The 26060-nt window shown below is 69.7% G+C and carries 18 protein-coding genes; 3 read left to right on the top strand and 15 right to left on the bottom strand.

The window, feature by feature from the left end; translation table 11 throughout:
* Window positions 1-15: 15 nt before the first annotated feature.
* The 12 genes from A9310_RS20195 to aspS all read right to left on the bottom strand — a co-directional run bounded on the left by A9310_RS20195 (window position 16) and on the right by aspS (window position 18473).
* Window positions 16-420 (bottom strand): A24 family peptidase, encoded by a 405-nt coding sequence (locus A9310_RS20195; RefSeq protein WP_065632126.1) that lies wholly within the window; start codon window positions 418-420, stop codon window positions 16-18.
* 88 nt (window positions 421-508) lie between these two features.
* A complete protein-coding gene (locus tag A9310_RS20190) occupies window positions 509-1378 on the bottom strand; it encodes a shikimate dehydrogenase (RefSeq protein ID WP_065632125.1) in 870 nt (289 codons plus the stop codon).
* A gap of 17 nt (window positions 1379-1395) precedes the next feature.
* Window positions 1396-3336: an endolytic transglycosylase MltG gene (gene mltG, locus A9310_RS20185; RefSeq protein WP_065632124.1), complete on the bottom strand. Its 1941-nt coding sequence runs from the start codon at window positions 3334-3336 to the stop codon at window positions 1396-1398.
* Window positions 3323-3784, bottom strand: coding sequence for a Holliday junction resolvase RuvX (gene ruvX / locus A9310_RS20180; protein ID WP_065632123.1), 462 nt, complete (start codon window positions 3782-3784; stop codon window positions 3323-3325). Before ruvX ends, mltG begins: the two co-directional genes overlap by 14 nt.
* Window positions 3784-6459 carry an alanine--tRNA ligase gene (gene alaS / locus A9310_RS20175; protein WP_065632122.1) on the bottom strand — a complete coding sequence of 892 codons (2676 nt, stop codon included), beginning with the start codon at window positions 6457-6459 and terminating at the stop codon, window positions 3784-3786. The genes ruvX and alaS overlap by 1 nt, the downstream gene beginning before the upstream one ends.
* Window positions 6460-6596: 137 nt before the next feature.
* Window positions 6597-7982 carry a replication-associated recombination protein A gene (locus A9310_RS20170; protein ID WP_058250333.1) on the bottom strand — a complete coding sequence of 462 codons (1386 nt, stop codon included), beginning with the start codon at window positions 7980-7982 and terminating at the stop codon, window positions 6597-6599.
* A gap of 7 nt (window positions 7983-7989) precedes the next feature.
* The gene (locus A9310_RS20165) at window positions 7990-9183 is read right to left on the bottom strand and encodes a hypothetical protein (RefSeq protein ID WP_065632121.1); all 1194 of its coding nucleotides are present in this window, start codon (window positions 9181-9183) and stop codon (window positions 7990-7992) included.
* A gap of 147 nt (window positions 9184-9330) precedes the next feature.
* Window positions 9331-10236, bottom strand: coding sequence for a transglutaminase family protein (locus tag A9310_RS20160; RefSeq protein WP_065632120.1), 906 nt, complete (start codon window positions 10234-10236; stop codon window positions 9331-9333).
* Window positions 10233-12968: a circularly permuted type 2 ATP-grasp protein gene (locus tag A9310_RS20155; RefSeq protein ID WP_065632119.1), complete on the bottom strand. Its 2736-nt coding sequence runs from the start codon at window positions 12966-12968 to the stop codon at window positions 10233-10235. The genes A9310_RS20160 and A9310_RS20155 overlap by 4 nt, the downstream gene beginning before the upstream one ends.
* Window positions 12965-16471: a DUF2126 domain-containing protein gene (locus tag A9310_RS20150; protein ID WP_065632118.1), complete on the bottom strand. Its 3507-nt coding sequence runs from the start codon at window positions 16469-16471 to the stop codon at window positions 12965-12967. The genes A9310_RS20155 and A9310_RS20150 overlap by 4 nt, the downstream gene beginning before the upstream one ends.
* On the bottom strand, window positions 16468-16629 hold the full coding sequence (locus A9310_RS26035; protein WP_175401184.1) for a hypothetical protein: 162 nt from the start codon (window positions 16627-16629) through the stop codon (window positions 16468-16470). The genes A9310_RS20150 and A9310_RS26035 overlap by 4 nt, the downstream gene beginning before the upstream one ends.
* Window positions 16630-16640: 11 nt before the next feature.
* Complete coding sequence (gene aspS, locus A9310_RS20145) at window positions 16641-18473, bottom strand: aspartate--tRNA ligase (protein WP_065632117.1); 1833 nt, start codon at window positions 18471-18473, stop codon at window positions 16641-16643.
* A gap of 142 nt (window positions 18474-18615) precedes the next feature.
* Here aspS and A9310_RS20140 point away from each other — a divergent pair, with 142 nt between their 5' ends.
* A complete protein-coding gene (locus tag A9310_RS20140) occupies window positions 18616-19473 on the top strand; it encodes a neutral zinc metallopeptidase (protein ID WP_065632116.1) in 858 nt (285 codons plus the stop codon).
* The gene (locus A9310_RS20135; RefSeq protein WP_065632115.1) at window positions 19470-21158 is read left to right on the top strand and encodes a DUF885 domain-containing protein; all 1689 of its coding nucleotides are present in this window, start codon (window positions 19470-19472) and stop codon (window positions 21156-21158) included. Before A9310_RS20140 ends, A9310_RS20135 begins: the two co-directional genes overlap by 4 nt.
* Before the next feature lie 88 nt (window positions 21159-21246).
* On the opposite strand, the gene hisS is transcribed toward A9310_RS20135, so the two are convergent.
* The gene (gene hisS / locus A9310_RS20130) at window positions 21247-22512 is read right to left on the bottom strand and encodes a histidine--tRNA ligase (protein ID WP_065632114.1); all 1266 of its coding nucleotides are present in this window, start codon (window positions 22510-22512) and stop codon (window positions 21247-21249) included.
* Window positions 22509-23249 (bottom strand): MBL fold metallo-hydrolase, encoded by a 741-nt coding sequence (locus A9310_RS20125; protein ID WP_065632113.1) that lies wholly within the window; start codon window positions 23247-23249, stop codon window positions 22509-22511. The genes hisS and A9310_RS20125 overlap by 4 nt, the downstream gene beginning before the upstream one ends.
* Window positions 23250-23435: 186 nt before the next feature.
* Between A9310_RS20125 and A9310_RS20120 the strand changes: the two genes are divergently transcribed.
* Window positions 23436-24356 (top strand): peptidylprolyl isomerase, encoded by a 921-nt coding sequence (locus A9310_RS20120; protein WP_058250323.1) that lies wholly within the window; start codon window positions 23436-23438, stop codon window positions 24354-24356.
* An 80-nt stretch (window positions 24357-24436) separates the two neighbouring features.
* Here A9310_RS20120 and A9310_RS20115 read toward each other — a convergent pair whose 3' ends face one another.
* On the bottom strand, window positions 24437-25675 hold the full coding sequence (locus tag A9310_RS20115) for an IS110 family transposase (protein ID WP_065632112.1): 1239 nt from the start codon (window positions 25673-25675) through the stop codon (window positions 24437-24439).
* Window positions 25676-26060: the final 385 nt, after the last annotated feature.

The raw sequence follows: 26060 nt of genomic DNA, 5'->3' as shown, positions 1-26060 counted from the left end.
CACGCGTAGCACGCGTCACAACAGACCGGCGACCACGATCGTGGCGGCGACGAGCGCGGGTCCGTGCGGATGAGCCCCGCGGCCGGCGGGGTCCCGGCGACCCACGCGATGCCCGACCACCGTGCCCACCGCGATGACCGAGGCGAGCGCCACCACGAGCAGGGCGGCGTCCCACCGTACGGCGAGCGCACCGCACGCGATGGCGAGCTTGACGTCCCCACCGCCGCACCATCGCATCCCGAAGGCGAGCGCGTACGGGGCCGCGGCGACGAGCGCGGCCACCGCCGCGCCGGGGTGGACTGCGCACGCGCCCACCGCACCGCAGATACCGGGCCAGACGAGCACGTTCGGGATCCGGCGGGTGTCGGCGTCGGTCACCGCGATGACCGACAGCCAGATCAGGATCACGCACTCGGCCATCGGTCGAGCATGTCGGGGTGATCGACCGGCACCGTTCGCCCGTCCACAACCGGCACGTCCTGTGGACGGAGTCGGAGCTCCCCCGGGATCAGTCGGCGGTGAGTGCCGCGACCATCACGTCGCGGGGTGCGGGCAGCCCGGTGAACTGCTCGACCTGCCGGAATGCCTGGTTGACGAGCATGACCAGACCGCCGACCACGGTTCCACCGGCCGCGTCGACCGCGGACGCGAGCGGAGTCGGCCAGGGGTCGTAGATCACGTCCACGACCTTGCGTGCCCGCGCCACGGCGGGCGTCAGGACCACGGCCGCGTCGGCCGGCACCGTCGACACGACGACCGCGGACTCGCGACACCTTCGGGCCAGCGCCTCGGCGGGTTCGAAGGGCACGACGTCTCCGTTCATCCCCAACCGCTCACACAGTTCGAGGACGGCCGCGGCCCGGCCGGCGTCGCGGGCGACCACCGTGACGTCGGTGATGCCCGTCTCGGCGAGCGCCATGATGGTCGGAAGTGCCGTGCCACCCGCTCCGACGACCACGGCGACCGGTGAGGTCCCGGCGGCGAGGTCCGCGTCGACCGCGAGGTCGGTGAGCGCTCCCGACACGCCGTCGATGTCGGTGCAGTCCGCGCGCCAACCGGTCGCCACGCGCACCAGGGTGTTCGCCGACCCGACCAGTTCGGCGCGTTCGGTGCGTTCGGTGGCGAACTCGAGGGCAGCGCGTTTGTTGGGCATGGTGACCGAGAACCCGATGAAGTCGACGTCGGCTCCCGAGACGATCTCGGGCAGACGGTCGGCGGTGCACTCGATCCGGTCGTACCGCCAGTCGACGAGCCCGAGTGCCCGGTAGGCGGCCAGATGGACACGCGGCGAGCGCGAGTGCGTGATCGGCGACCCCAGAACCGCGGCCCGACGGCGGTCACCGTGCGGTGAGCGGATGCCGGCGGGCACGGTGTTCATGGCGGGTCCGCTGCTGCTCACTGGCTGCAGCCGGTGGCCACCAGCTTGTTGCGGCAGGCGACCTGGCGGTTGCGGATGTGATCTTCGAAGGTGTTCGCGAACAACGTGGTCCCGGCGGTGTCGACGGTGACGAAGTACAGCCATCCGCCCGGTGCCGGGTCGAGCATCGCCTCCAGGGCGGGCACCCCGACCGCCGCGATGGGCGTGGGCGGCAACCCCTTGTACCGGTAGGTGTTCCACTCGTTGTCGTTCTTGTACGCCTCGCCGTCGACATCGATGTTCGTGATGTCCGCGGTGTAGTTCTGCGTCGAGTCCATCTGCAGCAGCTGGTCGCGGTCGAGGCGGTTACGGATGACCCGCGCCACCTTCGGCGCATCCTCGACATGCCGGACCTCGCGCTCGACGATCGACGCCGCGATCAGGGTGTCGTACGGCTCGAGTCCGGAGTTGTTGCGGTCGAGCAGTCCCCATTGTTCGAACATCGTCGCGCTGCTGGAGATCATCTCCCGCAGGATCTGCGTGGCGGTGTGATCGGGTTCGATGCGCTCCCAGGTGGTCGGCGCGATGAGCCCCTCGATCCGGCGGTGATCGCCCGTCATCTCGGCGACGTTCTGTTCGGCCCACTCGGGCACACCGAGCTCGGCCGGGGTGGTCTCGGCGGCGGCCTTCTCGAGGTCGGCGACCGTCACCCCCTCCTGCTGCCCGTTGAACGAGAACGACGTGGCGTTCTCGATGAGCTGGAAGATGCCCGGGGTGACCTTGCCGTCGATACCGGTCTTCGAGTCGAGCTGCAGCCCTGGCGGGATCACCACCCGCCCGACGCGGTGCACGGCGCCGTCGGCGGTCAGCATCTCCACGGCCGTGGTGGCCGGGATCTGGGTGCGCATCTTGTAGAGGCCGCCGGACATCGGCTGTCCACCGGCGGCGTCGACGAACGCCCGCACGCTGCCCACCACGTCGGCGTCGACGAGGATGCGGCCGAAGTCGGCGAGCGTGGAGTTGTCCGGGATGTCGACGACGACATCGCCGGAACCGGCGGCGTTGGTGTAGTCCTTGCGCGACTCGAGCAGGCCGGTGGCGCGCACACCGTAGTAGCCGACCCCGGTGATCAGCGCGAGCATGAAGACGATCGCGACGGCGAGGACCGCACGACGCTTGCCCCGGCTGCGCTTGCGGCGCGGCGTACGGCGCTGTTGCTGGTCGGACTCGGTGTCGTCGGCGCCGGGCCACCAGTCGTCGTGCTCGTCGTGCTCGTCGAAGCGCCGGTCTCGTCGGGCGACGCGATCGTCGTCGCGGATCGGGCGTGCGGTGCCCGGCGTCTCGTAACGCCCGGTCTCGAAACGCCCGGTCTCGTGGCCACCGGTGTCGTAGCGCCCGGTGTCGTACAGCTCGGCGTCATGGCGTTCTGTCTCGTGACCCGCCGGCTCGTAGTCGGCAGCGGTGAACTCCTCCGCGGCGTGATCGTCCGGGAAAGAACGAGATTCGTCGGGGCGAGGACCCCGGGCCGGAGGCGCCGGAGCGGCCGGACGGGCCATGGTGAAGTCGGTGTCGACGTCGTCTTCGACCGGACCCCCGGCAGCCGTTGATGGACCGGGCTGCGGCGGACCGGGCTGCGGCGGACCGGGCCGCGGTGGTGCCACCGGCGGCGGCGGGGTGGGCGGCTGCCCCGGCGGGATGCGGACCGGCGTCGCGCGGGGGCCGGGCGTGCCGGATACCGGCCGCGCCTGTTCGGCGGGCGGGACATTCGGCGGGGCCGGGCGCCGGGGAGCCGGTTCGGCATTCTCGCCACCGGCGCGCCGGCGGCGGTGCCGCGTGTGGGGCGACCCGTCGGCCGACTGCGTGAAGTACCGCAGACGCTCGGGATCCATGCCCTCGGCACGGCGTCCCTGGCCGTCTCGGTGCCGGGTGCGACGCCGATCATCGGTCACCGGAGGCTCCCCTGACTCACCGTCGCGCATCCAACCACCCCTGCAGAATAGCGACCGCCGCGGCCTGGTCGATGACCGCGCGCGAGGACTTCACCGTCCGGCCGCTGGCGTGCAGTGCCTGCTGTGCGGTCACCGTCGTGAAACGTTCGTCGTGCCAGTGCACGGCCACCGGGTCGATCCGGGTCGCGAGACGGTCCCCGAATTCCTGTGCGGTCTCGGCCGCCGCCCCCGCGGTGTTCTTGAGCGTCTTCGGCAGCCCCACGACGACGCCGACAGCCTCGTACTCCACGACCAGCGCCGCGATGCGGTCGAGATCGTCTGTGCGCGAAGGGGTTCGACGCACCGTTTCGACCGGTGTGGCGAGGATGCCGTCGGGGTCGCACACGGCGACGCCGATCCGGACGCTCCCGACGTCGATCCCGAGGAGTCGCCCGCGGGTCCGCTGGTGACCGTCGGCCCGGGTGTGCGGATGCGGCATCAGGCGACGAACTCGCGGATTCGCGTCAGTGCCGCGTCGATCCCCGCGGGATCGGTGCCCGCGCCCTGGGCCAGATCCGGCTTGCCACCGCCACGACCGCCCACCAACGGCGCGACCTCCTTGACGAGGTCACCGGCCTTGACCCCGGCGTCACGGGCAGCCGCCGTGGTGGCGATCACGAACGGCACCTTGGCATCCGGTCCGTCACCGTTCGGCGAGAACAGCGCGATCACCGCCTGGCGGTCGGCGACCCGGCCGCGGAGGTCGGTCACCACCGAGCGCAACCCGTTGGCGTCGAGGCCCGGCACCCGTCCCTCGACGACGAGGGTGGCACCGACGGTCGTCGCCGTGTCGAGGAGACCGGACACCGCGGCCCGGGCCGCCTCGGCACGTACCCGCTCGAGTTCCTTCTCCGCGTCACGCAGCTTGGTGACGAGCTGCTCGACGCGGCCGGGCACCTCTTCCGACGGGACCTTGAGCGACGACGCCAGGCCGGCCAGCAACGCACGCTCCTTCGACAGGAACCGGAACGAGTCCATGCCGACGTAAGCCTCGACGCGCCGGACACCCGAACCGACCGAGGACTCCCCGATCAGCGTGATGGGTCCGATCTGCGACGACGACGCCACGTGCGTGCCGCCGCACAGCTCCATGGAGAACGGCCCGCCGATCTCCACGACGCGGACGACGTCACCGTAGTTCTCGCCGAAGAGCGCCATCGCGCCCATCGCCTTGGCCTCGGACAGACCCGTCTCGAACGTGTTGACCTGATAGTTCGCCTCGACCGCGGCGTTGCTGATCTCCTCGATCTCCCGACGCTGGGCCTCGGTCACCGGGCCGCTGGCGTTGAAGTCGAAGCGCAGATAACCGGGACGGTTCAGCGAACCGGCCTGCGTCGCGCCGGGGCCGAGGACCTCGCGCAGCGCGGCGTGGACCATGTGGGTGCCGGAATGGCCCTGCGTGGCGCCGTGACGCCACGCGGTGTCGACCGCCGCGAGGACCTCGTCGCCCTCCTCGATCTCCCCCTCGTCGATGCGGACCTTGTGCAGCCACACCGACTTGCCGACCTTCTGCACGTCGGTCACCGACATGCGCACTCCCGACCCGGTCGTGATGGTGCCGACGTCGGCCATCTGCCCACCGGATTCGGCGTAGAGCGGGGTGCGGTCGAGGACGACCGTCAGTTCCTGGCCGGCCGACGCCGCCGGCAGCCGTGCGCCGTCGGCGACGAGGCCGAGCACCCGTGCCTCCGACACCAGCTCGTCGAAGCCGGTGAACTCGGTCGGCCCGCGATCGAGGAAGTCCCGGTAGACGCTCAGGTCGGCGTGCCCGGTCTTGCGGGCGGTCGCGTCGGCCTTGGCGCGTTGCTTCTGCTCGGCCATCAGGGCGGTGAAGCCCTCCTGATCCACCGAGAGACCGGCCTCGGCGGCCATCTCCAGGGTGAGGTCGATCGGGAAGCCGTAGGTGTCGTGCAGCGTGAACGCGTCGGAACCGGTGATGGTCGTACGCGACGCACTCTTGGTGGCGGTCGCCGCGTCGGCGAACAGCTTCGACCCCGCGGCCAGGGTCTTGGAGAAGGAGGTCTCCTCGCCCACGGCCACGTCGACGATGTGCCGGCGCTGCGTCTCCAGCTCGGGGTATGACGGTGACATCAGGTCGATGACCTTGCCGATGATCGTGCCCATGGTCGGCTGATTGTCACCGGCGCCGAGCAACCGCATCGACCGGACGACCCGACGCAGCAGGCGGCGCAGGACGTACCCGCGGCCGTCATTGCCGGGCAGCACGCCGTCGCCGATCAGCATCGCCGAGGTCCGCGCGTGGTCGGCGACGACCCGGAACCGGACGTCGTCGGCATGCGAACCGGCGGCGTATGCACGTCCGGACAATTCCGCGGCGAGGTCGATGATCGGCTTGCACAGGTCGGTCTCGTACACGTTGTCGACGCCCTGCAGGATGCAGGCCACGCGCTCGACGCCCATACCGGTGTCGATGTTCTGCTTGGGCAGCGGGCCCAGGATCTCGTAGTTGTCCTTGCCGCCCCCGGGACCGCGGACGTTCTGCATGAAGACGAGATTCCAGATCTCGATGTAGCGGTCCTCGTCGGCCTCCGGCCCACCCTCGACGCCGTACTCGGGTCCGCGGTCGTAGAAGATCTCCGAGCACGGCCCGCAGGGACCCGGGACGCCCATCGACCAGTAGTTGTCCTTCATGCCCCGTCGCTGGATGCGCTCGGCCGGCACGCCGATCTCGTCGCGCCAGATGGCCTCGGCCTCGTCGTCGTCGAGATAGACCGTCGGCCACAGCTTCTGCGGGTCGATACCGAAACCGCCGTCGTCGACGCTGTTGGTCAGCAGCGTCCAGGCGAAGGTGATGGCCTCGCGCTTGAAGTAGTCGCCGAAGGAGAAGTTGCCCGCCATCTGGAAGAAGGTGTTGTGGCGGGTGGTGATGCCGACCTCGTCGATGTCGAGGGTGCGGACGCACTTCTGCACGCTGGTCGCCCGCGAGTACGGGGGCGTCTGCTCACCCAGGAAGAACGGCTTGAACGGGACCATGCCGGCATTGACGAACAACAGATTGGGGTCGTCGAGGAGCAGCGAAGCGCTCGGCACCTCGGTGTGCCCGGCTTTGATGAAGTGGTCCAGAAAGCGCTTCCGGATGTCATGCGTCTGCACTGTGGGTTTCGTCCTAGCCGTTGGTGGTCCCAGCCGTTCGGTGGTAGCGGCCGTTGTTTGTCGCGACATCCCAGCCTACCGTCGGCGAGTCGCCGGGGGCGCAGGGACTCTGCACTGGGGAAACGCCCCACGGACGGTCAGCGCGACCGGCGCCGCGACACCGCGCCACGCACGATCGATCGCAACTTCGCGACCCGCGGCCCGATTTCGCGTTCCAGCCCATGGTCGGTGGGCTCGTAGTAGTCCCGGCCGACCAGGTCGTCGGGCGGATACTGTTGCGGCACAACCCCGTCGGGATCATCGTGCGGATATCGGTATGCGACACCGCTACCGAGCTTCTTGGCCCCCGGATAGTGACTGTCACGCAGATGGGCCGGAACCGCGCCGGCCTTGCCCGACCCGACATCGGCGAGGGCCGCGCCGATCGCCGACACCACGCCCGCCGACTTCGGTGCCGTCGCGAGGTGGATGGTGGCCTGTGTGAGCGCGAGTTTGGCCTCCGGCATCCCGACGAGGTTCACGACCTGAGCGGCCGCGACCGCGGTCTGCAGGGCCGTCGGGTCGGCCATGCCGATGTCCTCGCTGGCGTGGATCATGAGGCGCCGCGCGATGAACCGCGGGTCCTCCCCGGCCGCGATCATGCGGGCGAGATAGTGGACGGCGGCGTCGACGTCGGAACCCCGGATGGACTTGATGAAAGCACTCGTCACGTCGTAGTGCTGGTCGCCGTCCCGGTCGTACCGGACGGCGGCGCGGTCGATCGCGGTCTCCACATCGGCGAGGTCGATCCGGTCGGTGGCGTCGGCGCTGGCCTCCAGCGCGGTCAGCGCCCGGCGCGCGTCCCCACCGGACACCGCGACGAGGTGGTCGTAGGCGGCGTCGGTCACCTCGACCTTGCCGTCGAGCCCACGCGGGTCGGCGACCGCACGAGTCAGCACCTCCCGGATGTCGGCATCGGTCAGCGACCGCAGCTGCAGGACCAGCGACCGGGACAGCAGCGGCGCGACCACCGAGAACGACGGGTTCTCGGTCGTGGCCGCGACGAGCAGCACGATCCGGTTCTCCACGGCGTCGAGCAACGCGTCCTGCTGGGTCTTCGAGAACCGATGGACCTCGTCGATGAACAGGACCGTCTGCTGACCGCCGTTCTTGCCGTCACCGATGAGCCGGCGCCGGGCCACGTCGATGACCGCGCGCACCTCCTTGACCCCCGCCGACAGCGCGGACAGGGCCTCGAAGCGGCCGCCGGTGGCGCGCGCGATGAGCGAGGCCATGGTGGTCTTGCCGGTTCCGGGCGGCCCGTAGAGCAGCACCGACGCCGCGCCCGAGCCACTGATCAGCCTGCGCAGCGGCGAACCGGTGCCGAGCAGGTGCTGCTGTCCGACGATCTCGTCGAGGGTCTGCGGCCGCATGCGGACCGCCAGGGGTGCGGTCGGGGCCGGTGGTGCGGTGAGACCACCGGCGTTGCCATGCCCGTCGGAGCCGGCCCGAGGATCGTCGGGTGGGTCGAACAGTCCGTCCACGAGCGTGTCAGGCCAGCCAGATGCGCTGCAGCGCGACGCCCATCGCGGTCGCGAACACCGCGATCTCCTCGTCGCCCGCGCGTCCCGCGGCGGCGGCGAGGTCGGTCCAGCGGCTGACGATCACGCGGGGGTCGTTCGTGTGCAGCGCCCAGTCATGCGTGAAGCCGGCGGCAGTGACGTCGGCCGGCTCGAAGTCGGGCGCCTCGACGTCCGCGTCCGGGCCGGTGGGAGCCAGCGGGTCGCTCGGCAGCATCCACACCGTCGACAGCCACACCCACAGCTGACGGGCGAGCAGCACCTTGCGCTGCATCTCCCGCTCATGGGCGAGCGCCGGCCAGATCGAGTGCACCTCCGAGCGCCAGGCGTCGACCATCGAGACCTCGAGGTCGGTGGCCCGAGCAGTGGTCCGGGGCGGAAGCTGCGCGGTGATGGTCACGAGGGCGTAGGCGATGTCGAGGGTGGCGTCGCGGAAGCCGCCCCACTCGTAGTCCATGAACTGCACGCCGTCGTCGTTGAGCAGGATGTTCTCGGGCCCGACATCCGACGGACTGAATGCGCGGTGATCGCCCTCGTCGAACAGCGTCGCCGCGGTACGCAGCGACTCCACCACCTGCTCGGGGACCTCGACGTCGAGCGCGGCCGCGTGCCCCACCACCGAGTCGATCGACCGCAACGCCTCGTCGCGCAGGATGTCGCGTCCCTGCATCCCGGACGGTCCGCGCCGCAGCAGCGCGAGGAAGTCGCCCTCGCCGCCGACCGTCGCCGCGTGCATCCGGCCGAGTGCCTGGCCCCAGGCACTGACAGCACGTGAGGTCTCGACCGGGTCGACGCCGGCCAGGTACTCGAGCATCGTCCGGCCGTGGCCGAGGTCGGAGAGCACCATGATGCGGAGATCGGTGTCGGAGGCGATCAGTTGCGGCCCCGGGCGCGATTCGTTCGGGAGGGCGGTCGCGTACTTGTACGACGCGATCTCCCGGTGGAAGGCCTGAGGGTCCTCGTGTTCGGGAAGGGCCTTGATCACCAGTGAGCGGTCCAGGCTGAGGGGGTTCTGGGCGACGCGGACCCGCACGACCGTGGTGCGTCCGCTGCCGCCGAGGTCCTCGGGATCGTCGAGAACCACTGCTGATCCGGCGCGGTGTGACAGCAGCGCCTCTGCCGCCCGCACCACGCTGGTGATGCGGCTTTTCGTAATGACCGTCATGTCGCCAACCAACCTACCCGTTGCAACGTTGTCGCAACAGCGCGTTCGTCCATCTGTACCACCTCGTTACCGGTATGACCCGAAAACGTGCGCCGAAAACACTGTGGCACAGCGACTTACCGAGGAGGCGAGTCCGATGTGCCCGGTTCAGCCCGCGGTGAGGTCATCTGTCGGCCGGACGTCGACCGACACGTCGATCCGGCTCTTCGTGGAATCGGTGTAGATGACCCCTCGGAGAGGCGGCACGTCGTCGTAATCCCGCCCCCACGCCAGTGTGACGTGGCGTTCGTCGACCAGCTTGTCGTTGGTCGGATCGAACGATAGCCAGCGGCCGTCGGGCATCCAGACGGCCGCCCAGGCGTGACTGGCGTCGGCACCGAAGACCTTTTCCTTGCCGGGCGGCGGCTCGGTCGCGAGATATCCCGACTCGTACCGCGCGGCGAGACCCTGTGACCGCAGACAGGCGATCGCGATCCGGGCGAAGTCCTGGCAGACGCCCTCGCGACGCTGCAGGACGGTGTCGACCCGGGTGGAGATGGCCGTCGACCCGGACCGGTAGGTGAAGTCGGTGAAGATCCGCGACGTCAGATCGATGACCGACTCCACCAGCGGCCGGCCGGGCGTGAAGATGCCGGCGGCGTAGTCGCGCACCGCGGGGGTGATCTCGGGCGGGTCGAGATCGAGGACGAACTCGGCGGCCAGGGCGCTGTCCCGCCCGTCGACCACGCACGGTCGCGCCTGTTCCCACGGACCCCGGGCCGCCGGACTCAGGAGGACGCCCGGGTCCACGGGGTCCACCTCGACGACCGACCGCGCGGTCACGGTCAGCTCGCGGTGCGCGGTCCGGACATGGAAATAGCTGTCGTGGTTGCCGTAGACGTCGAGCCCCGTCGACCGGTCGTCGGGTTCGGGTTCGATCTCGACCGACGTCGAGTGCACGCGCTGGCCGGGCAGGTCGCGCGGGGTCAGATGGCAGCGCCCGTACGAGGACGACACGTCGTCGTCGTAGGTGTAGCTGGTCCGGTGCAGCACACGGTAGACGCGCGTGCTCACGATTCCCCACCGGCCCAGATCGGTCGCGCCTGGCGCGGGGTGGCGAAGCGGGTCCGGGTGAGCAGATCGGAGAGTTCACGCGCCCCGGTGCGCAGGGTCGTCATCAGTTCGACGAGTTCCGGGCGCCTCCGGTCGGCGTCGACCCGCACGAGGTCGGCGGGGTCGCCGCGGCGCAGTTCGGCGATCATGTCCTGCACGGCCCGTTCGGCGCCGGCCGACCGCAGGGTCTCCGGTACGGACGACAGGTCGGCGTTCATCTTGTCGAGGCAGAAGATCATCGACCGGGGATTGGTCGGGTCGAACAGCAGCAGCTCGGCGACACTGGCCGCCTGATACAGCCCGCGGTTGCGGCGACGGTAGATCACCGACGATTCGTTGGCCACCAGGTACGACTCCAGCAGCGCCTGCTCGACGTCGGTGTCCTGCGCGTCGGCGAACATCGCGAGCGTGAGGTCGGCGAGGGTGACGGCCCGTTCGATGCGTCGGCCGACGTCCATGAACATCCAGGCCGGATCGTGCACCATCGACTCGGCCTGCAGCCCGGTCAGCGCCAGGACGCCGTGCAGGATCTCGTCGTGCGCGCGGGCCAGATCGGGTCCTAGGTCCAGCGCGGCGTCGCCCGCCCCGGCGTCCGCGCGCGACCGGAGGACCAGCCGGGTCGTGCTCGCCATGATCCGTTCGACCGGCGCGAGCACCATCCAGGTGCTCGTGGACATCTGGTCACGGACCGCCCGGACCGTACTGATCAGCCGGTCGACCGAGTAGGCGATGGTCCCGGGCACCGATCGCGACACGGTCAGGTCGGCGATCTTCTCGATCGCCTCGTTGACCTGATCGGGTGACGGCGGCCGGTCCGAACCCGGCAACAGCAGGTCGGCGGTGTCCAGGTAGCGCGCGGTGCCCGTCACCGTGGCGACCGCGTGCAACAGCAGCGGCACCGCCGGCGTGCCCGACATCCATGGCCTGTACTGGAAGTCCTGATAACGCTCGCGGGACACCTTGGCCAGGCGGGTCACGAGCTCGGTGCGCTCCCCGTAGCGGCCCAGCCAGAACAGGTCCGCCAGGACGCGCGGACTGGCCGCGGCCGCGACGTCGGAGTACTCCCGGGTCACCGGGCGACCCGCCGACGTGCCCGCGACGACCTCCCCGGCCGGCTCACCGCGTGTCTCCGAACGCCGCGACACGTGCCCGCCCACCTCGGTGCTGGTGACCCACACGTCCTTGGCGGCCACCACGTGGTGGGCGGCGCCGGCGACCCCGTCGGCGAGAACGGCCCCCAGGCCGCCCGGCATGACCGCGTACCCGGGACCCTGCGCCACGCTGAACGCGCGCACCGACACCGGCGCCGCCCGCAGCGTCGCGATCGATTCAACGGGACCGCTGCCGGGGGTGATCGTCGGGGCCACCGAGAACGCCTCGAGCTCGCGGGCCACCCACTGCCACGTCTGGGCCTCGATCCGGGCGGCGAGGTCGGCGCGATCGGTCGCCGCGAGCAACGGGCCGATGAACTCCTCCCCCGTACTCGTGTTCGTCAGGACCAGGGCGTCCAGTCGATCACGGATCAGGCTGCGCTGCAACGAATCTCCGGCCCAGTACGTGGTGACCGAGCCCAGCCGCAGGTCCTCGTCGAGCAGGACGGGCGCGAGACGTTCCAGCACGGTGTGCAGCGCCGGGTTCTCCAGCACCCCCGAGCCGAGGGTGTTGAGGACCGTCACCGTGCCGCGCGAGATCGCCTCGACCAGCCCGGCGACGCCGAGCTGGGAGTCCGTCCGCAGGTCCAGCGGATCGGAGTAGGCGGCGTCGACCCGTCGCAGCAGCACGTCCACCCGCTTGTAGCGACCCAGCGAGCGCATGTGGACCGCGCCGTCCCGAACGGTGAGGTCGGCGCCCTCGACGAGGGGGAAGCCGAGCACCGACGCGAGATAGGCCTGGTCGAAGGCGGTCTCGGACATGCTGCCGGGGCTGAGGACCGCCACCGTCGGGTCGTCGACCCCGGGCGGCGCGTACTCGGTGAGTGCCAGCCGCATCGTGCCGGCGAAGGTGGTCATCGGCCGCGGTGCGCACGCCTGGAACAGCTGCGGGAAGGTCTTCGACATCAGTCGCCGCCCGACGATCGCGTAACCGATCCCCGACGGCGCCTGGGTGCGGTCCCGGTAGGCGACGAACCGGCCGTCGGCGGTGCGCGAGATGTCGACCGCGTGCAGGAACAGCGCGTGCGGCCCGGCGACCTCGAGTCGGGCGGCCTTGCGGATGTAACCGGGATGGCCGAACACCATCTCGGGCGCGACGAGTCCGGCCGCGATCGTCTTCTGATCGCGGTAAAGGTCACGCAGGAGCAGGTCGAGCAGCATCGACCGCTGCGTGATGGCCTTTTCGAGTTCGGCCCATTCGACGCCGTCGATCACCAGCGGCACCGCGTCGACATCCCAGTCGCGGGTCACGGTGTGCTGACCGTCGAACTCGTTGTAGACCACGCCGTCGTCGCTGACGGCTGCGGCCAGCCGGGCCGCGGACTCGCGGAGGCGGTCCGGACCGCGCAGCTGGTAGATGCGGGCCAGGTCGGCCCACGCCGGACGGATCGCGCCGTCGGCTTCCAGGAGCTCGTCGTAGGAGTCGGCCGGCCGGTCCGCGGATGCGGCGAGACGGGTCAGACGGTCGGGATCGAAGAGAGTGTGGCCCTCGGCGCGGTAGCGGTCGAACACCGCGGAAGCGTTGCCCGGCGAAGAGGTCACCGAAGAACTGTACGTGCCCGCCGGAGGTCGAGGATCCCGGGCACCCCGAAGTCGGTGGCCTGCCGGGACTGTCGTTCGCGCAACAGCCCGACGTCGACGGTGCCGGTCGTGTGACCGGCCGCCTCGAACCGCCCGTTGCGCCGGGACTCGGCCTCGACCGCGTTCACCGGCGGCCGATCGTAGGCACGTCCTCCGGGATGCACGACGTGGTAGGTGGCACCGCCCACCGACCGGCCGTTGACCGTGTCGATCAGGTCGAAGGTGAGCGGGGTGTCGATGGTGATCGTCGGGTGCAGCGAGCTCGGCGGCTGCCAGGCCCGGAACCGGATGCCGGCGACGCGTTCACCGGTGCGACCGGTGGCACGCAGTGGGATCGGGAAACCGTTGCAGGTCAACAGGTAACGATCGTCCTCACCACCCAGGACGCGCACCTGCACGCGCTCGACAGAGGAGTCGACGTACCGGGCCGTGCCCGTTCCGGTTGCCTCCTCCCCCAACGTGTTCCACGGCTCGATGGCACCGCGCAGCTCGATCTCCTGGTCCCGGATCTGCACGGTCCCCAGACGCGGGAAGCGGAATTCGGTGAACGGGTCCAGCCAGGCGGTCTCGAACGGATAGCCGGCCTCGCGGAGTTCCTCGGCGACCAGCGCGATGTCGGCGATGACGTAGTGCGGCAACAGGTGTTTGCCGTGTAGGTCGCCGCCGTGGCGGATCAACCGGGCCCGGTAGGGCTTCTCCCAGAACCACGACACCAGGCTCCGCACCAGCAGCGACTGCACCATCGCCATCCGGTGGTGGGGCGGCATCTCGAACGCCCGCAGCTCCAGCAGGCCCAGCCGGCCGCGCACCGAGTCGGGACTGTAGAGCTTGTCGATGCAGAACTCGGCCCGGTGCGTGTTGCCGGTGATGTCGGTGAGCAGATGCCGCAGCGCCCGGTCGGTGACCCAGGGGTTCGGGGGCGCGCCGTCGAACCGTCCCCCGGCCCGGGCACCATCGCCAGGATTCTTGACCGCGAGCCGGTCGATCTCGGCGAAGGCGATCTCCAGCTCGTAGAGCGAGGACTCCCGACCCTCGTCGACGCGCGGCGCCTGCGAGGTGGTGCCGATGAACCGGCCGGAGAACAGGTACGACAGCGCGGGATGACGTTGCCAGTAGGTCAGCATCGACACCAGCAGGTCGGGACGGCGCAGCATCGGCGAATCGGCGGGCGTGACGCCGCCGAGGGTGATGTGGTTGCCGCCGCCCGTACCACCGTGGCTGCCGTCCAGATCGAAACTCTCGGTGCCCAGTCGCACGTGTCGGGCATGGTCGTAGAGCGATTCGAGCAGCTCGGACTGCTCGGCGAAACTGCCGGTCGGCTGGATGTTGACCTCGACGACCCCCGGGTCCGGGGTCACCGACAACGACACGAGACGCGGATCGGCGGGCGGTCCGTACCCCTCGACGACGACCGGCGTCGACACCGTGGCGGCGGCGTCCTCGACGAGTTCGACGATCGCGAGATACTCCTCCAGGGTCGAGGTCGGCGGCATGAACACGTGGACCACGCCGCCGCGGACCTCGGCGACGAGGGCGGTCCGGGGCAGGAACTGTGCGGGGTCCACCTCGCGGACGGTGTGCCCCAGCGCCGCCGACGGGTCGGTCGGCAGGTCGTCGTGGCGCGCGGACGGGTCGGCTTCGAACAGCGTCGGTGCCGGACCCCACGACAGCGAGTTGAGCGGCAGCCGCAAGCCGGCCGGCGAGGTGCCGGGGGTCAGCACGATCCGTCCCCGCCGGGTCGTCCACACCGCGCTCTGCCACGCGGTCCGGTCCTCCGAGCGGCTCAGCGGCAACACGTGCGCACTCGGCTGGGTGACGGCGGCGTCGAGCCGCTCGATCAGTGCTCGTCTGCGTCGGACGGAATCCGTTGTCGGCGCGAGGCTCTCGTCGTCGTCGTCGTCGCCGTCCGCCGAATCGGCGTCGACGGCGATCTCGGCCTGCGTGAACGACCGTGCGGCGGGCAGGGTGGGGTCGGTTCCGGGGTCACCGGGCGGCATCGCGGCGAGTTCCCGCATCCGGACCAGCGGGTCCTCATAGGCCGGCACGACCTGACCGACCGGGAGTCCCAGTCGCGTCGCGAAGGCGGTGAGCAGTTCCCGTGCCGGGCCGGGGTCGCCGAGGTCGTCGGGGTTCGGGCCGTGGGTCTCGCGGTCGATCGCCGCGGCACAGTCGTCCGGCGTCGCCCACGGGTCGGCGAGCAACTCCGGATTCCGCCAGATCGGCAGACCGTCGGCGCGCCACATCAGTTCGAGCTGCCACCGCGGCAGCGGTTCACCGGGATACCACTTGCCCTGGCTGCGCCGCATCAGGCCGCCCGGCGCGAACGCCGTCATGAGGCGGTCGGCCAGCCGCCCGGCCAGCAACCGTTTGTGCGGACCGTCCGCGGCGGTGCGCCACTCCGGGTCCGTCTGGTTGTCGATGGACACGAATGTCGGCTCGCCGCCCATCGTCAGGCGTACGTCGTTGCGTTCCATCCGTTCGTCGACCAGCGCGCCGAGATCGGTGACCCGGCCCCACTGCTCCGCGGTGTAGGGCAGCGTGACGCGTGGGTCCTCGTGGAACCGCGTGACCGTGTTGGTGAAATCCAGAGTGGCGTGGCACGGGCCGGTCGAACCGGTGATCGGTGCGGCGCCGACCGGATGCGGGGTGGCCGCCAAGGGGATGTGCCCCTCGCCGGCGAACAGACCCGACGTCGGATCCAGTCCGACCCAACCGGCCCCGGGGAGGTACACCTCGGTCCACGCGTGCAGGTCGGTGAAATCGGCGTCGGGACCCGACGGACCGTCGAGCGACTTCACGTCCGAGGTCAACTGGACGAGGTATCCGGACACGAAGCGTGCCGCGAACCCGAGTTCGCGGAGGAGGGCGACCAGCAACCAGGCCGAGTCCCGGCAGGAACCGATGGCACTGGAGAGCGTGTACTCCGGCGACTGCACGCCGGCCTCGAGGCGGACGGTGTAGCCGACGGCGTCGCGCACCGCGGCGTTGAGGCGCACCAGGAAGTCGATGACCCGCGTGCGGCCGGACGGCCGATGCTTCGCCGCGAACCTCGCGATCTCCGGATGCACCGGCGCACCGGCGAATTCACCGTCGGTGACCCCGGCCGGCCGGAGGAAGATCTCGAGGTCGCGCCGCAGCTCGGCCGGATAGTCGAACCCGTAGAACTCGGCCCACTCCTCGATGAAGAAGTCGAACGGATTGATCGCGGTGAGGTCCGCGACCAGACTCACGGTGATCCCGAGGGTGGTCGAGGGTTCCGGGAACACCAGGCGCGCCAGATAGTTGCTGAACGCGTCCTGCTGCCAGTTCAGGAAGTGCTCACCGGGGTCGACGGTGAGCGAGTACGCCTCGATCGGTGTGCGCGAGTGCGGCGCCGGACGCAGGCGGACGACGTGGGGGTAGATCTTGGTCGGCCGGTCGAACGAGTACACCGTCCGATGCTCGAGGGCAACCTTGATCGTCACCGGCGGAACTCCCCGCCCGGGCCCGTCACCACTATTCCGGCAGCCGACTCGATCCCACCGCTGTGCGCCATGGTGGAGATCTCATCACAGATGACCTCCAGGCGCCGGGTGACGAGCACCGCGCCGGGAACACGGTGGCCGAACTCACGTCGGCCCACCGCTTTTCGGCTCAGGCAGTGCTCCCGGCGTCCTTCTGGTCGGCGCCCTTCTGCTCGGCGTCCTTCTGGTCGGCGCCGCCCCGCGGTGCGGGCTTGGCGTCGATCCCCGATTCCTTGCGCTGCTGCGGGGTGATCGCCGCGGGGGCGTCGGTCAGCGGGTCGACGCCGCCACCCGACTTGGGGAACGCGATCACCTCGCGGATGGACGACTCGCCGGCGAGCAGTGCGGTGATGCGGTCCCATCCGAAGGCGATGCCGCCGTGCGGCGGAGCGCCGTAGGCGAAGGCGTCGAGCAGGAAGCCGAACTTCTCCTGCGCCTCGTCGTGGCCGATGCCCATGATCTCGAAGACGCGCTCCTGCACGTCCCGCCGATGGATACGGATCGATCCGCCGCCGATCTCGTTGCCGTTGCACACGATGTCGTAGGCGTAGGCCAGGGCCGAACCCGGATCGGACTCCAAGGCGTCGATCGACTCCGGCTTGGGCGAGGTGAACGCATGGTGCACCGCGGTCCAGGCCGAATGTCCCAGTGCGACATCGCCGGACGCCGTCGCGTCGGCAACCGGCTCGAACATCGGCGCGTCCACCACCCAGGTGAACGCCCAGTCCCCGTCCTTGATGAGCCCGAGCTTCGAGGCGATCTCACCGCGCGCGGCACCGAGCAGGGCGCGGGTCGACTTCACCTCTCCCGCACCGAAGAACACGCAGTCACCCGGCTCCGCGCCGACATGGGCGGCCAGACCGGAGCGCTCCTCCTCGGAGAGGTTCTTGGCGACCGGCCCGCTGAGGGTCCCGTCTTCGGCGATGAGGACGTACGCCAGACCGCGTGCCCCGCGCTGCTTCGCCCATTCCTGCCATGCGTCGAGCTGGCGGCGCGGCTGCGACGCACCGCCGGGCATGACGACCGCTCCGACGTACGGTGCCTGGAACACGCGGAACGGGGTGTCCTTGAAGTACTCGGCACACTCGACGAGTTCGATACCGAAGCGCAGATCCGGCTTGTCCGAACCGAATCGGCGCATCGCATCGGCGTAGGTCATGCGCGGGATCGGGGTGGTGATGTCGACGCCGATGAGCTTCCACAGCGCGACGAGGATCTCCTCGGCGACCGCAATGACGTCGTCCTGGTCGACGAAGCTCATCTCGATGTCGAGCTGGGTGAACTCCGGCTGCCGGTCGGCGCGGAAGTCCTCGTCGCGGTAGCAGCGCGCGATCTGGTAGTACCGCTCCATGCCCGCGACCATCAGCAGCTGCTTGAACAGCTGCGGGCTCTGCGGCAAGGCGTAGAAGGTGCCGGGCTGCAGGCGCGCCGGGACCAGGAAGTCACGTGCCCCTTCCGGCGTCGACCGGGTCAGCGTGGGCGTCTCGATCTCGGTGAAGTCGTGGGCGGCGAGCACGCCGCGCGCCGCCGCGTTCGCCTTGGACCGCAGGCGAAGCGCCGCGCTGGGCCCCGCACGCCGCAGGTCGAGGTAGCGGTGACGCAGGCGCGCCTCCTCGCCCGGCGACTCGTCGAGCTGGAACGGCAGCGGCGCGGACTCGTTGAGGACCTCGAGCTCGACGGCGTTGATCTCGATCTCGCCGGAGCTCAGGTTGGGGTTCTCGCTGCCCTCGGGACGCACCTCGACGACGCCGGTCACGGTGACGCAGTACTCGGCGCGCAGACGGTGGGCGGCCGGCGCGACCGACTCGTCGCGGAAGACCACCTGGACCAGTCCGGTGGCGTCGCGCAGGTCGATGAAGACCACGCCACCGTGGTCGCGTCGGCGTGCGACCCACCCGGCGACGGTGACGGTCTGCGACGCGTCGGCGCGGCGCAGCGAACCTGCGGAATGCGTGCGGAGCACTGAGAATCCTTCCAGGAGTCGAAATCGGTCGGCGGAAACGCAGACCAGGTGTCCATGGTGCCGTATCCGCGCCCCCGGCCGTCAATCGCATACCTTCGCCGAGGCAGCGAGGGGCGGGTGACGATCGTGCCAGAATGGCCGCGTGACCTTCCAAGGCAGCGGATCGATCGACACCGGCAGCGTCTCCGGCGGCGGTGGAGGCGGTGGGGGCCGGATCGCGCTGGGCGGCGGCGCGGGACTCCTCATCACGATCGTCGCGCTGTTCTTCGGTGTGAACCCCGGCGATCTGCTCGGCGCCGGTGGCCCGACACCCGGCACCTCGTCGGACGCCGCGCAGATCCAGCAGCAACTGGACGAGTGCACCTATGAGATGGCCAACGAGAACACGATCTGCCGGATCAAGGCGACCACCGTCAGCGTCGACACGGTGTGGTCGGATCTGTGGCCCGAGTACGAGCCACCGCAGACGGTCATCTTCTCCGACGCGGTGAACACCGGGTGCGGCGCGGCGAGTTCGGCGACCGGCCCGTTCTACTGCCCCGCCGATTCGACGGCGTACTTCGATCCGACGTTCTTCGCCCAGCTGCGTCGCATGGGCGGCAGCGACGGGCCCCTCGCGCAGGAGTACGTCGTGGCCCACGAGTACGGACACCACGTGCAGAACCTCACCGGCGCCCTCGCCAAGGGTCAGCGGATGGGTTCGCAGGGACCGCGATCGGGTTCGGTACGGGTCGAATTGCAGGCCGACTGCCTCGCCGGGGTGTGGGCCCATCACGCCGACGACGGCCCCGACGCCCTCCTCGCGCCCATCACCGAGGAGCAGATCGCGACGGTCATCCAGACCGCGAAGGCCATCGGCGACGACACCATCCAGGGCGCGGGCTCCAATCCCGAGGGCTGGACTCATGGTTCGGCCGCCCAACGCACGCGGTGGTTCACCGTCGGCTACCAGTCGGGCGATCCGGATCGCTGCGACACCTTCGCCACCGACGACCTGTGAACGCCACCGACCCCGGCGGGACCGGCCCGCGCAGGCCCACCGCCGTCGACGCGATCGCCGAGGCGCACCTGGACCGGTTGTGCGCGCTCGATCCGCTGTTCGCCACCGAGATCGGGCGCGGCGGGCATGACGACCGGCTGACCGACTTCTCCGCGCAGGGGTGCGCCGAACGCGCCGAGGTCGCCGCCGGCACCCTCTCCGCCCTGGGCGGCGCCGACGTCGTCGATGCCATCGACCGCGTCACCGTCGCGACCATGAGCGCCTCGCTGCGTCGCGAGCTCGCACTCGCCGACGCGGGCGAGCACATCGGCAACTGCAATGTCATCGCGTCACCGTTGCAGGCGCTGCGCGACGTCTTCGACCTCATGCCCACCGACACCCGCGAGCAGCGGGAGACCTTCTTGTCCCGCCTCACCGCGATCCCGGCGTCGCTCACCGACGTCGTCGACGGCCTCGCCCACCGACTTCGTCACGGTCCGCCGCCGGCCCGTCGACAGGTGGCGGCGGTCGCCCGGCAGGCCGACACCGCGGCCGACGCCATCGCCGGCAACACCGCACCGATCGCGGCCGACCCGGCGCTGGCCGGCACCCTCGCCACCGCGCTCGACGCGGCCCGGTCCTCGTTCGGGACCTTCGCCCACTACCTGCGCACCGGCGTTCTCGCCCAGGCCGTCGACGACGACGCGGTCGGCCGCGACCGCTACCTGCTGCACCTGCCGGCCTACCTGGGCGCCGACGCCGACCCCGACGACGCCTATGCCTGGGCGATGACCCGGTTGCAGCAGATCGTCGCCGAGCAGCAGGAGATCGCGGAGGGTCTGCTCCCCGGACAGGGGGTCGCGGCGACGCTCGCCTGGCTGGATCGTCAGCCGCAGTACCAGATCCACGATCGCGCGGAATTCGTCGACTGGATGCAGGCGACGTCCGACGCGGCGGTCGCCGGTCTGGCGGGCACGCACTTCGACCTCCCGGCCCGGCTGTCCCGGCTGGAGTGTCGGCTCGCCCCGTCGTCGACCGGGATCATCTACTACACCCAGCCCAGCGAGGATCTCTCCCGTCCGGGACGGATGTGGTGGGCGGTGCCCGACGACCAGACCGTCTTCCACACCTGGCAGGAGAAGACGACGGTCTACCACGAGGGCGTGCCCGGGCATCATCTCCAGCTCGGATCAGCGATCGTCGACCCCGACCTCAACGCCTGGCGCAAGCTCGCGTCGTTCACCTCCGGACACGGCGAGGGCTGGGCGCTCTACGCCGAACGCCTGATGGACGAGCTCGGCTGGCTCGAGGACCCGGGCGACCGTATGGGGATGCTCGACTCGCAGCGGCTGCGGGCCGCGCGGGTCGTGGTCGACATCGGCGTCCACTGCCGCCTGCCCGCGCCGGAGTCCCTCGGCGGCGGGATCTGGGACGCCGACAAGGCCTGGACGTTCCTGACCTCGTCGGTCGCGATGGACCACGCCGTGCTGCGCTTCGAACTCGACCGCTATCTGGGCTGGCCCGGCCAGGCGCCCTCGTATGCGCTCGGCCAGCGCGTGTGGGAGCAGACGCGTACCGCCGCCCTCCGCCGGCACCCGGACTGGACGCTCAAGGACTTCCATTCGCGCGCACTGGCTCTCGGCGGTGTCTCGCTGGACGTCCTCGCGGCCGAGGTCGCCGGCGAGGACCAGGAGACGCGCCGCTGAAAACCACCCTCCGCAGCTTCGCCGACGCCTTTGAGCAGTCGCCGGTCCTGCACTGGGCGGTTTTCAGCTGCGAATGTATGCGCTGACCTCAGCCCAGGAGACGACGGACCTCGGCGACCAAGTCGTCCAGGGCGACCCGGTGCTGTTCGCCGTTGCTCAGGTCCTTGATCTCCAGCCGGCGCTCGGCGAGTTCGTTCTCCCCGAGCACCAGCGCCAGCCGCGCCCCCGAACGGTCGGCTGCCTTCATCGCGCCCTTGAGGCCACGATCGCCGTAGGCCAGGTCGACATTGATCCCGGCGGCGCGCAGAGCGCCTGCGACACCGACGAGTTCGGCTTTGGCCGCCGAGCCCAGCGGCACTCCGAAGACCTGGCAGCGGGCCGCCTCGGTGCCCGCGACGCCCTCGGCCTCCAGCGCCAGCATCGTCCGGTCGACGCCGATCCCGAACCCGATGCCCGACAGATCCTGCTTGGCGCCCAGCTGTCGCATCAGACCGTCGTAGCGCCCGCCGCCGCCGATGCCCGACTGCGCACCGAGACCGTCGTGGACGTATTCGAACGTGGTCTTCGTGTAGTAGTCCAGGCCGCGCACCAGACGCGGGTTGATCTCGTAGACGACACCCAGCCGGTCCAGGTGCGCCAGGACGAGGTCGAAGTGCGCCTTCGCATCGTCGGAAAGATAGTCGATGAGCAGCGGTGCGCCTGCGGTCGCCGCCTTGATCTCCGGCCGCTTGTCGTCGAGGACACGCAGCGGGTTGATCTCGGCGCGCATCCGGGTTGCCTCGTCGAGATCGAGCCCGAACAGGAACTCCTGCAACGCCTCTCGATAGCGCGGACGGCTCTCGTCGTCACCCAGCGAGGTGATCTCCAGCCGGAACCCCGTCAGACCGAGTCGGCGATAGCCCTCGTCGGCGATCGCGATGACCTCGGCGTCGAGCGCCGGGTCGTCGACACCGATCGCTTCGACGCCGACCTGCTGCAGTTGGCGGTACCGGCCGGTCTGCGGCTTCTCGTAGCGGAAGAACGGCCCGGCGTAGCAGACCTTCACCGGTAGCTGGCCGCGGTCGAGACCGTGCTGGATCACCGCGCGCACCACGCCCGCGGTGCCCTCGGGACGCAGCGTCACCGAGCGGTCGCCGCGGTCGGCGAAGGTGTACATCTCCTTGCTCACGACATCGGTCGACTCCCCGACCCCGCGTGCGAACAGCGCGGTGTCCTCGAACACCGGCAGTTCGATGTGGCCGTAGCCGGCACGACGCGCCGCGTCGGTGAGCGTGTCCCGGACCCGCCGGAAGTCCGCCGAGTTCGGCGGGAAGTAGTCCGGGATGCCCCGGGGGGCCTGAAATGCTCCGCTCACAGTCCGTGTCGTCCCTTCGGTCGCGTGTTCTGGCGTTCGAGGCCGGCCAGGAAGGGATTGCTCGCACTCTCCTGGCCGATGGTGGTCTGGGGTCCGTGGCCGGGCAGGACCAGCGTCTCCGCGGGCAGCGGCAGGAGTTTCGCCGCTATCGAGTCGAGCAACTGCTGATGGTTGCCCCCGGGGAGATCCGTCCGGCCGATCGAACCGGCAAACAATACGTCACCGGAGAAGCAGACCCCGACCACCGACGGCGTGTCGGGCCCGGCCTGATCCCGGGCCTCGTCCGGCACGTCGACGTCGACCCCGAGCAGCACCGAGCCCTGTGTGTGCCCGGGCGCGAGATCGACCGAGAAGGAGACCCCGGCGAGCTCCACCGACTCGCCGTCGGCGAACTCGACCACCTTCTCCGGCTCGGTGAACACCTGGTCGCCGATCATCGCGCCCAACGCCCGTCCGATGCCGAGACCGGGATCGGCGAGCATCGGACGATCCGCGGGATGGATGTAGGCCGGGATCGAGTACTCGTCGCAGAGTTCCGTCGCGTTCCAGGTGTGGTCGAGATGACCGTGCGTGAGCAGCACCGCCACCGGGGTGAGGTCGTGTTCGGCGAGCAGTTCCCGGACCCGCGGCGCCGCATCCTGGCCCGGATCGATGATCACCGCCTCCGATCCCGCCTCGGCGGCGACGATGTAGCAGTTCGTCTGGAACATCCCGGCGGGGAATCCGGTGATGAGCATGCTGCTCCTCGGGTCGGCGCGGACAGGACAACGCACACACGTCGCCGTCCATTGTTGCGTAGGCGCCAGGGCTCGCGACCCGCCGCACCCCGTTCTCAGGTACAACTGGCACACTTGCCCCCGAGTAAGTGACATCCACGACGATGTCGGCACAGCCATGCCGAGGTTTCAGGAGGATCCACCCGCGTGTCCACCAATGAGGAGCGCCGCGAGGCGGCGAAGCGGAAGCTCGAAGAACGCCTCGAGACCGAGCGCCTCGCCCGGCGCAAGCGGAAGATCGTCATCGCCTCCGTCTCGACCGCCGTCGTGGTCGCCGTGGTCGCGGGCGTGACCGCCGTCGTGGTCAAGAAGATCATGGACGACCGCGAGGCTGCACGCTGGACGACCTGCGCCTACGAGGACTCCCCGAGCCGCTTCGACCAGCTGCCCGATCAGGTGCCCGACAACGTCCCGGCCGATCAGCGAGCGCAATACCAAGCCGAACTCGACGAGCTGAAGGCGGCCGCGGAGAACGAGCGGACCTCGCCCAAGCCCGATGAGCGCGTCCTCAAGTCGGGCACCGAGAAGGCCACGTTCGTCACCTCCCAGGGCACCCTGCCGATCACGCTCGAGCGCGACGGCGCGCCGTGCAACACGGCTGCGGTGACCTCGTTGATCGAGAACAAGTTCTACGACGACTCCACCTGCCACCGCATGACCACCAGCGAGACGCTGAAGATCCTGCAGTGCGGCGACCCCACCGGCACCGGCATGAGCGGGCCCGGCTGGACCAGCCCCGACGAGCCGCCGACCGACCTGCAGACGGTCGGGCAGCCGGATCCGACGACCGGTTCGCAGCCCGTCATCTACCCGCGCGGCACCATCGCGATCGCCAACAGCAGCCAGGGCGGACAGAACCCGAACACCGGGTCCAGCCAGCTCTTCATCGTGATCAACGACAGCCAGTTGGGCCCGGACTACTCGATCGTCGGCAAGGTCGACGAACCCGGACTCGCGGTGCTCGACAAGGTCTACGCCGGCGGCATCAACCCCGGCCCGATCGGCAGTCAGCCCGGGGACGGCGAGCCGAAGCTCCCGGTGACCATCGAGACGGCCACGATCAACTAGGCGCCGGGACTCTGATCCCTAATCCAAAAGAACCTCGAAACCCGTGATCCCTAATCCGAAGAGTTAGGTGAGGTGGCTGCTCAGGCCGCTCCGTGGGGTGTGATGGTGACGTCGTATCCGAGTTTGTGTAGGTCGTAAATGGCGCGGTTCTTGGTGCGTTCGGGGTGGCGTTGCTGGTGGTAGTCGGGGCCGGGTTCGTCGTAGACGACGTTGTCGGTGAGCATGATCCAGACCACGGTGAGCAGGGTGTGCTCGAGGGCGACGATCGCTTTGGGTTTGCCGCGAGAGCGGACCAGGCGCCGGTACTTGGCGTTGAGGAACGTGCCTTTGTGGCTGGCGATCGACAACGCTGTAGCACCGAGAGCACCTTTGAGGTGACGGTTACCGGGGCGGGTTTTGACGTTTTTGACCCGTCCGGCGGATTGGTGCTGGCCGGGGCAGACTCCCGCCCACGAGGCCAAATGGCCTGGTGTGGGGAACTGGGCCATCTGGCCGCCGGTCTCGGCGATGATCACATCGGCGGTGGTGGTGGAGATACCCGGGATCGTGCAGATCAGGTCCCGCTTGGCTTGAAACGGCGCCATCACCTTCTCGATGCGCTCGGTCAACGCGTCGATCCGGGTGGTGTGTTCGGTGATGAAATCCAGATGCAACTCGACCAGGAACGCGTGGTGGTCGGTGAAGCGGCCCTGCAACGCCTGGGTCAACGCGGGGATTTTGCGGCGGAGTTGTTTCACCGACAACTCCGCCAACACGGCGGGATCGCGTTCACCCTTGACCAGCGCCTGCAACATGAATCGCGACGAGACCCCGTTGATATCGGAGACCACCACCGACAGTTTGATGCCGGCGTCTTCGAGGACTTTCTCCAACCGTTGGATCTCGCGGCCGCGTTCGCGGGTGATCGCGGTGCGGGTGCGGGTCAGATCGCGTAACCGTCGGATCGGTTCCGGTGGCACGAACGAGGCACGCAACAGCCCGTGGGCGGCCAGCTGCGCCAGCCACGCCGCATCCGACACATCGGTTTTGCGGCCCGGGAGGTTCTTGGCGTCGTGGGCGTTGACCAGCATCACCTCGAACGGGGCGTCTTCGAGGAGGTAGTAGAACGGTTTCCAGTAGTCGCCGGTGGCTTCCATGACCACACACGTCACTTGCTCGGCGATCAGATGATCCCGCAGCCGCAGAATGTCGCCGCTCATCGACGACCAGGTCGTGGTATCTTGCACCGTCTTTCGGCCCGGACTAGCCAGGCGGACACAGACTTTCACATCCTTTTTGGAGACATCCATCCCGGCGCATCGGGGATGCAGCACTTCCATCTCGGTTTCCTTTCGAGTCCTCGGAAGTGGGCTGCGGACGGGGCAAACAAATGCAGGAGTCTAATCCGCGTGCTCGTAGCAACAATCCACGATTCCCGTGGCAGGCCCCGCGCCTCACACTGAGGTACTGGCTCTTCGGCACAAGGGAGGAATTCAAGGTCACCGCATCCCACCCCTCCACTATCAACCCCCCACGCGCCGGTGACCAGCACGAACTCTTCGACCCCCACGACGGCCGCCAGGCCGCAGATACTGAGGTGCGAGGAGCGCGAGCGACGAGCCACGAAGGGCCTGGCGAGGCAGCTCACCCGGCCCTTCGTGGCTCGCTTCGCTCGCACCTCAGGGAGCAGAGGGAGTGGGCTGGCGAATCAGAACAGAGCCTCCC

The organism is Gordonia sp. UCD-TK1 (genome assembly GCF_001691435.1).
GTDB lineage: Bacteria > Actinomycetota > Actinomycetes > Mycobacteriales > Mycobacteriaceae > Gordonia > Gordonia hongkongensis.
This window is presented reverse-complemented; position numbering and strand designations above follow the sequence as displayed.

Coding starts and splice junctions, on each gene's coding strand:
- A9310_RS20195 (WP_065632126.1), bottom strand. CDS start 420: ATGGCCGAGTGCGTGATCCTGATCTGGCTGTCGGTCATCGCGGTGACC.
- A9310_RS20190 (WP_065632125.1), bottom strand. CDS start 1,378: ATGAACACCGTGCCCGCCGGCATCCGCTCACCGCACGGTGACCGCCGT.
- mltG (WP_065632124.1), bottom strand. CDS start 3,336: ATGCGCGACGGTGAGTCAGGGGAGCCTCCGGTGACCGATGATCGGCGT.
- ruvX (WP_065632123.1), bottom strand. CDS start 3,784: ATGCCGCATCCGCACACCCGGGCCGACGGTCACCAGCGGACCCGCGGG.
- A9310_RS20165 (WP_065632121.1), bottom strand. CDS start 9,183: ATGACGGTCATTACGAAAAGCCGCATCACCAGCGTGGTGCGGGCGGCA.
- A9310_RS20125 (WP_065632113.1), bottom strand. CDS start 23,249: ATGCTCATCACCGGATTCCCCGCCGGGATGTTCCAGACGAACTGCTAC.
- A9310_RS20115 (WP_065632112.1), bottom strand. CDS start 25,675: ATGGAAGTGCTGCATCCCCGATGCGCCGGGATGGATGTCTCCAAAAAG.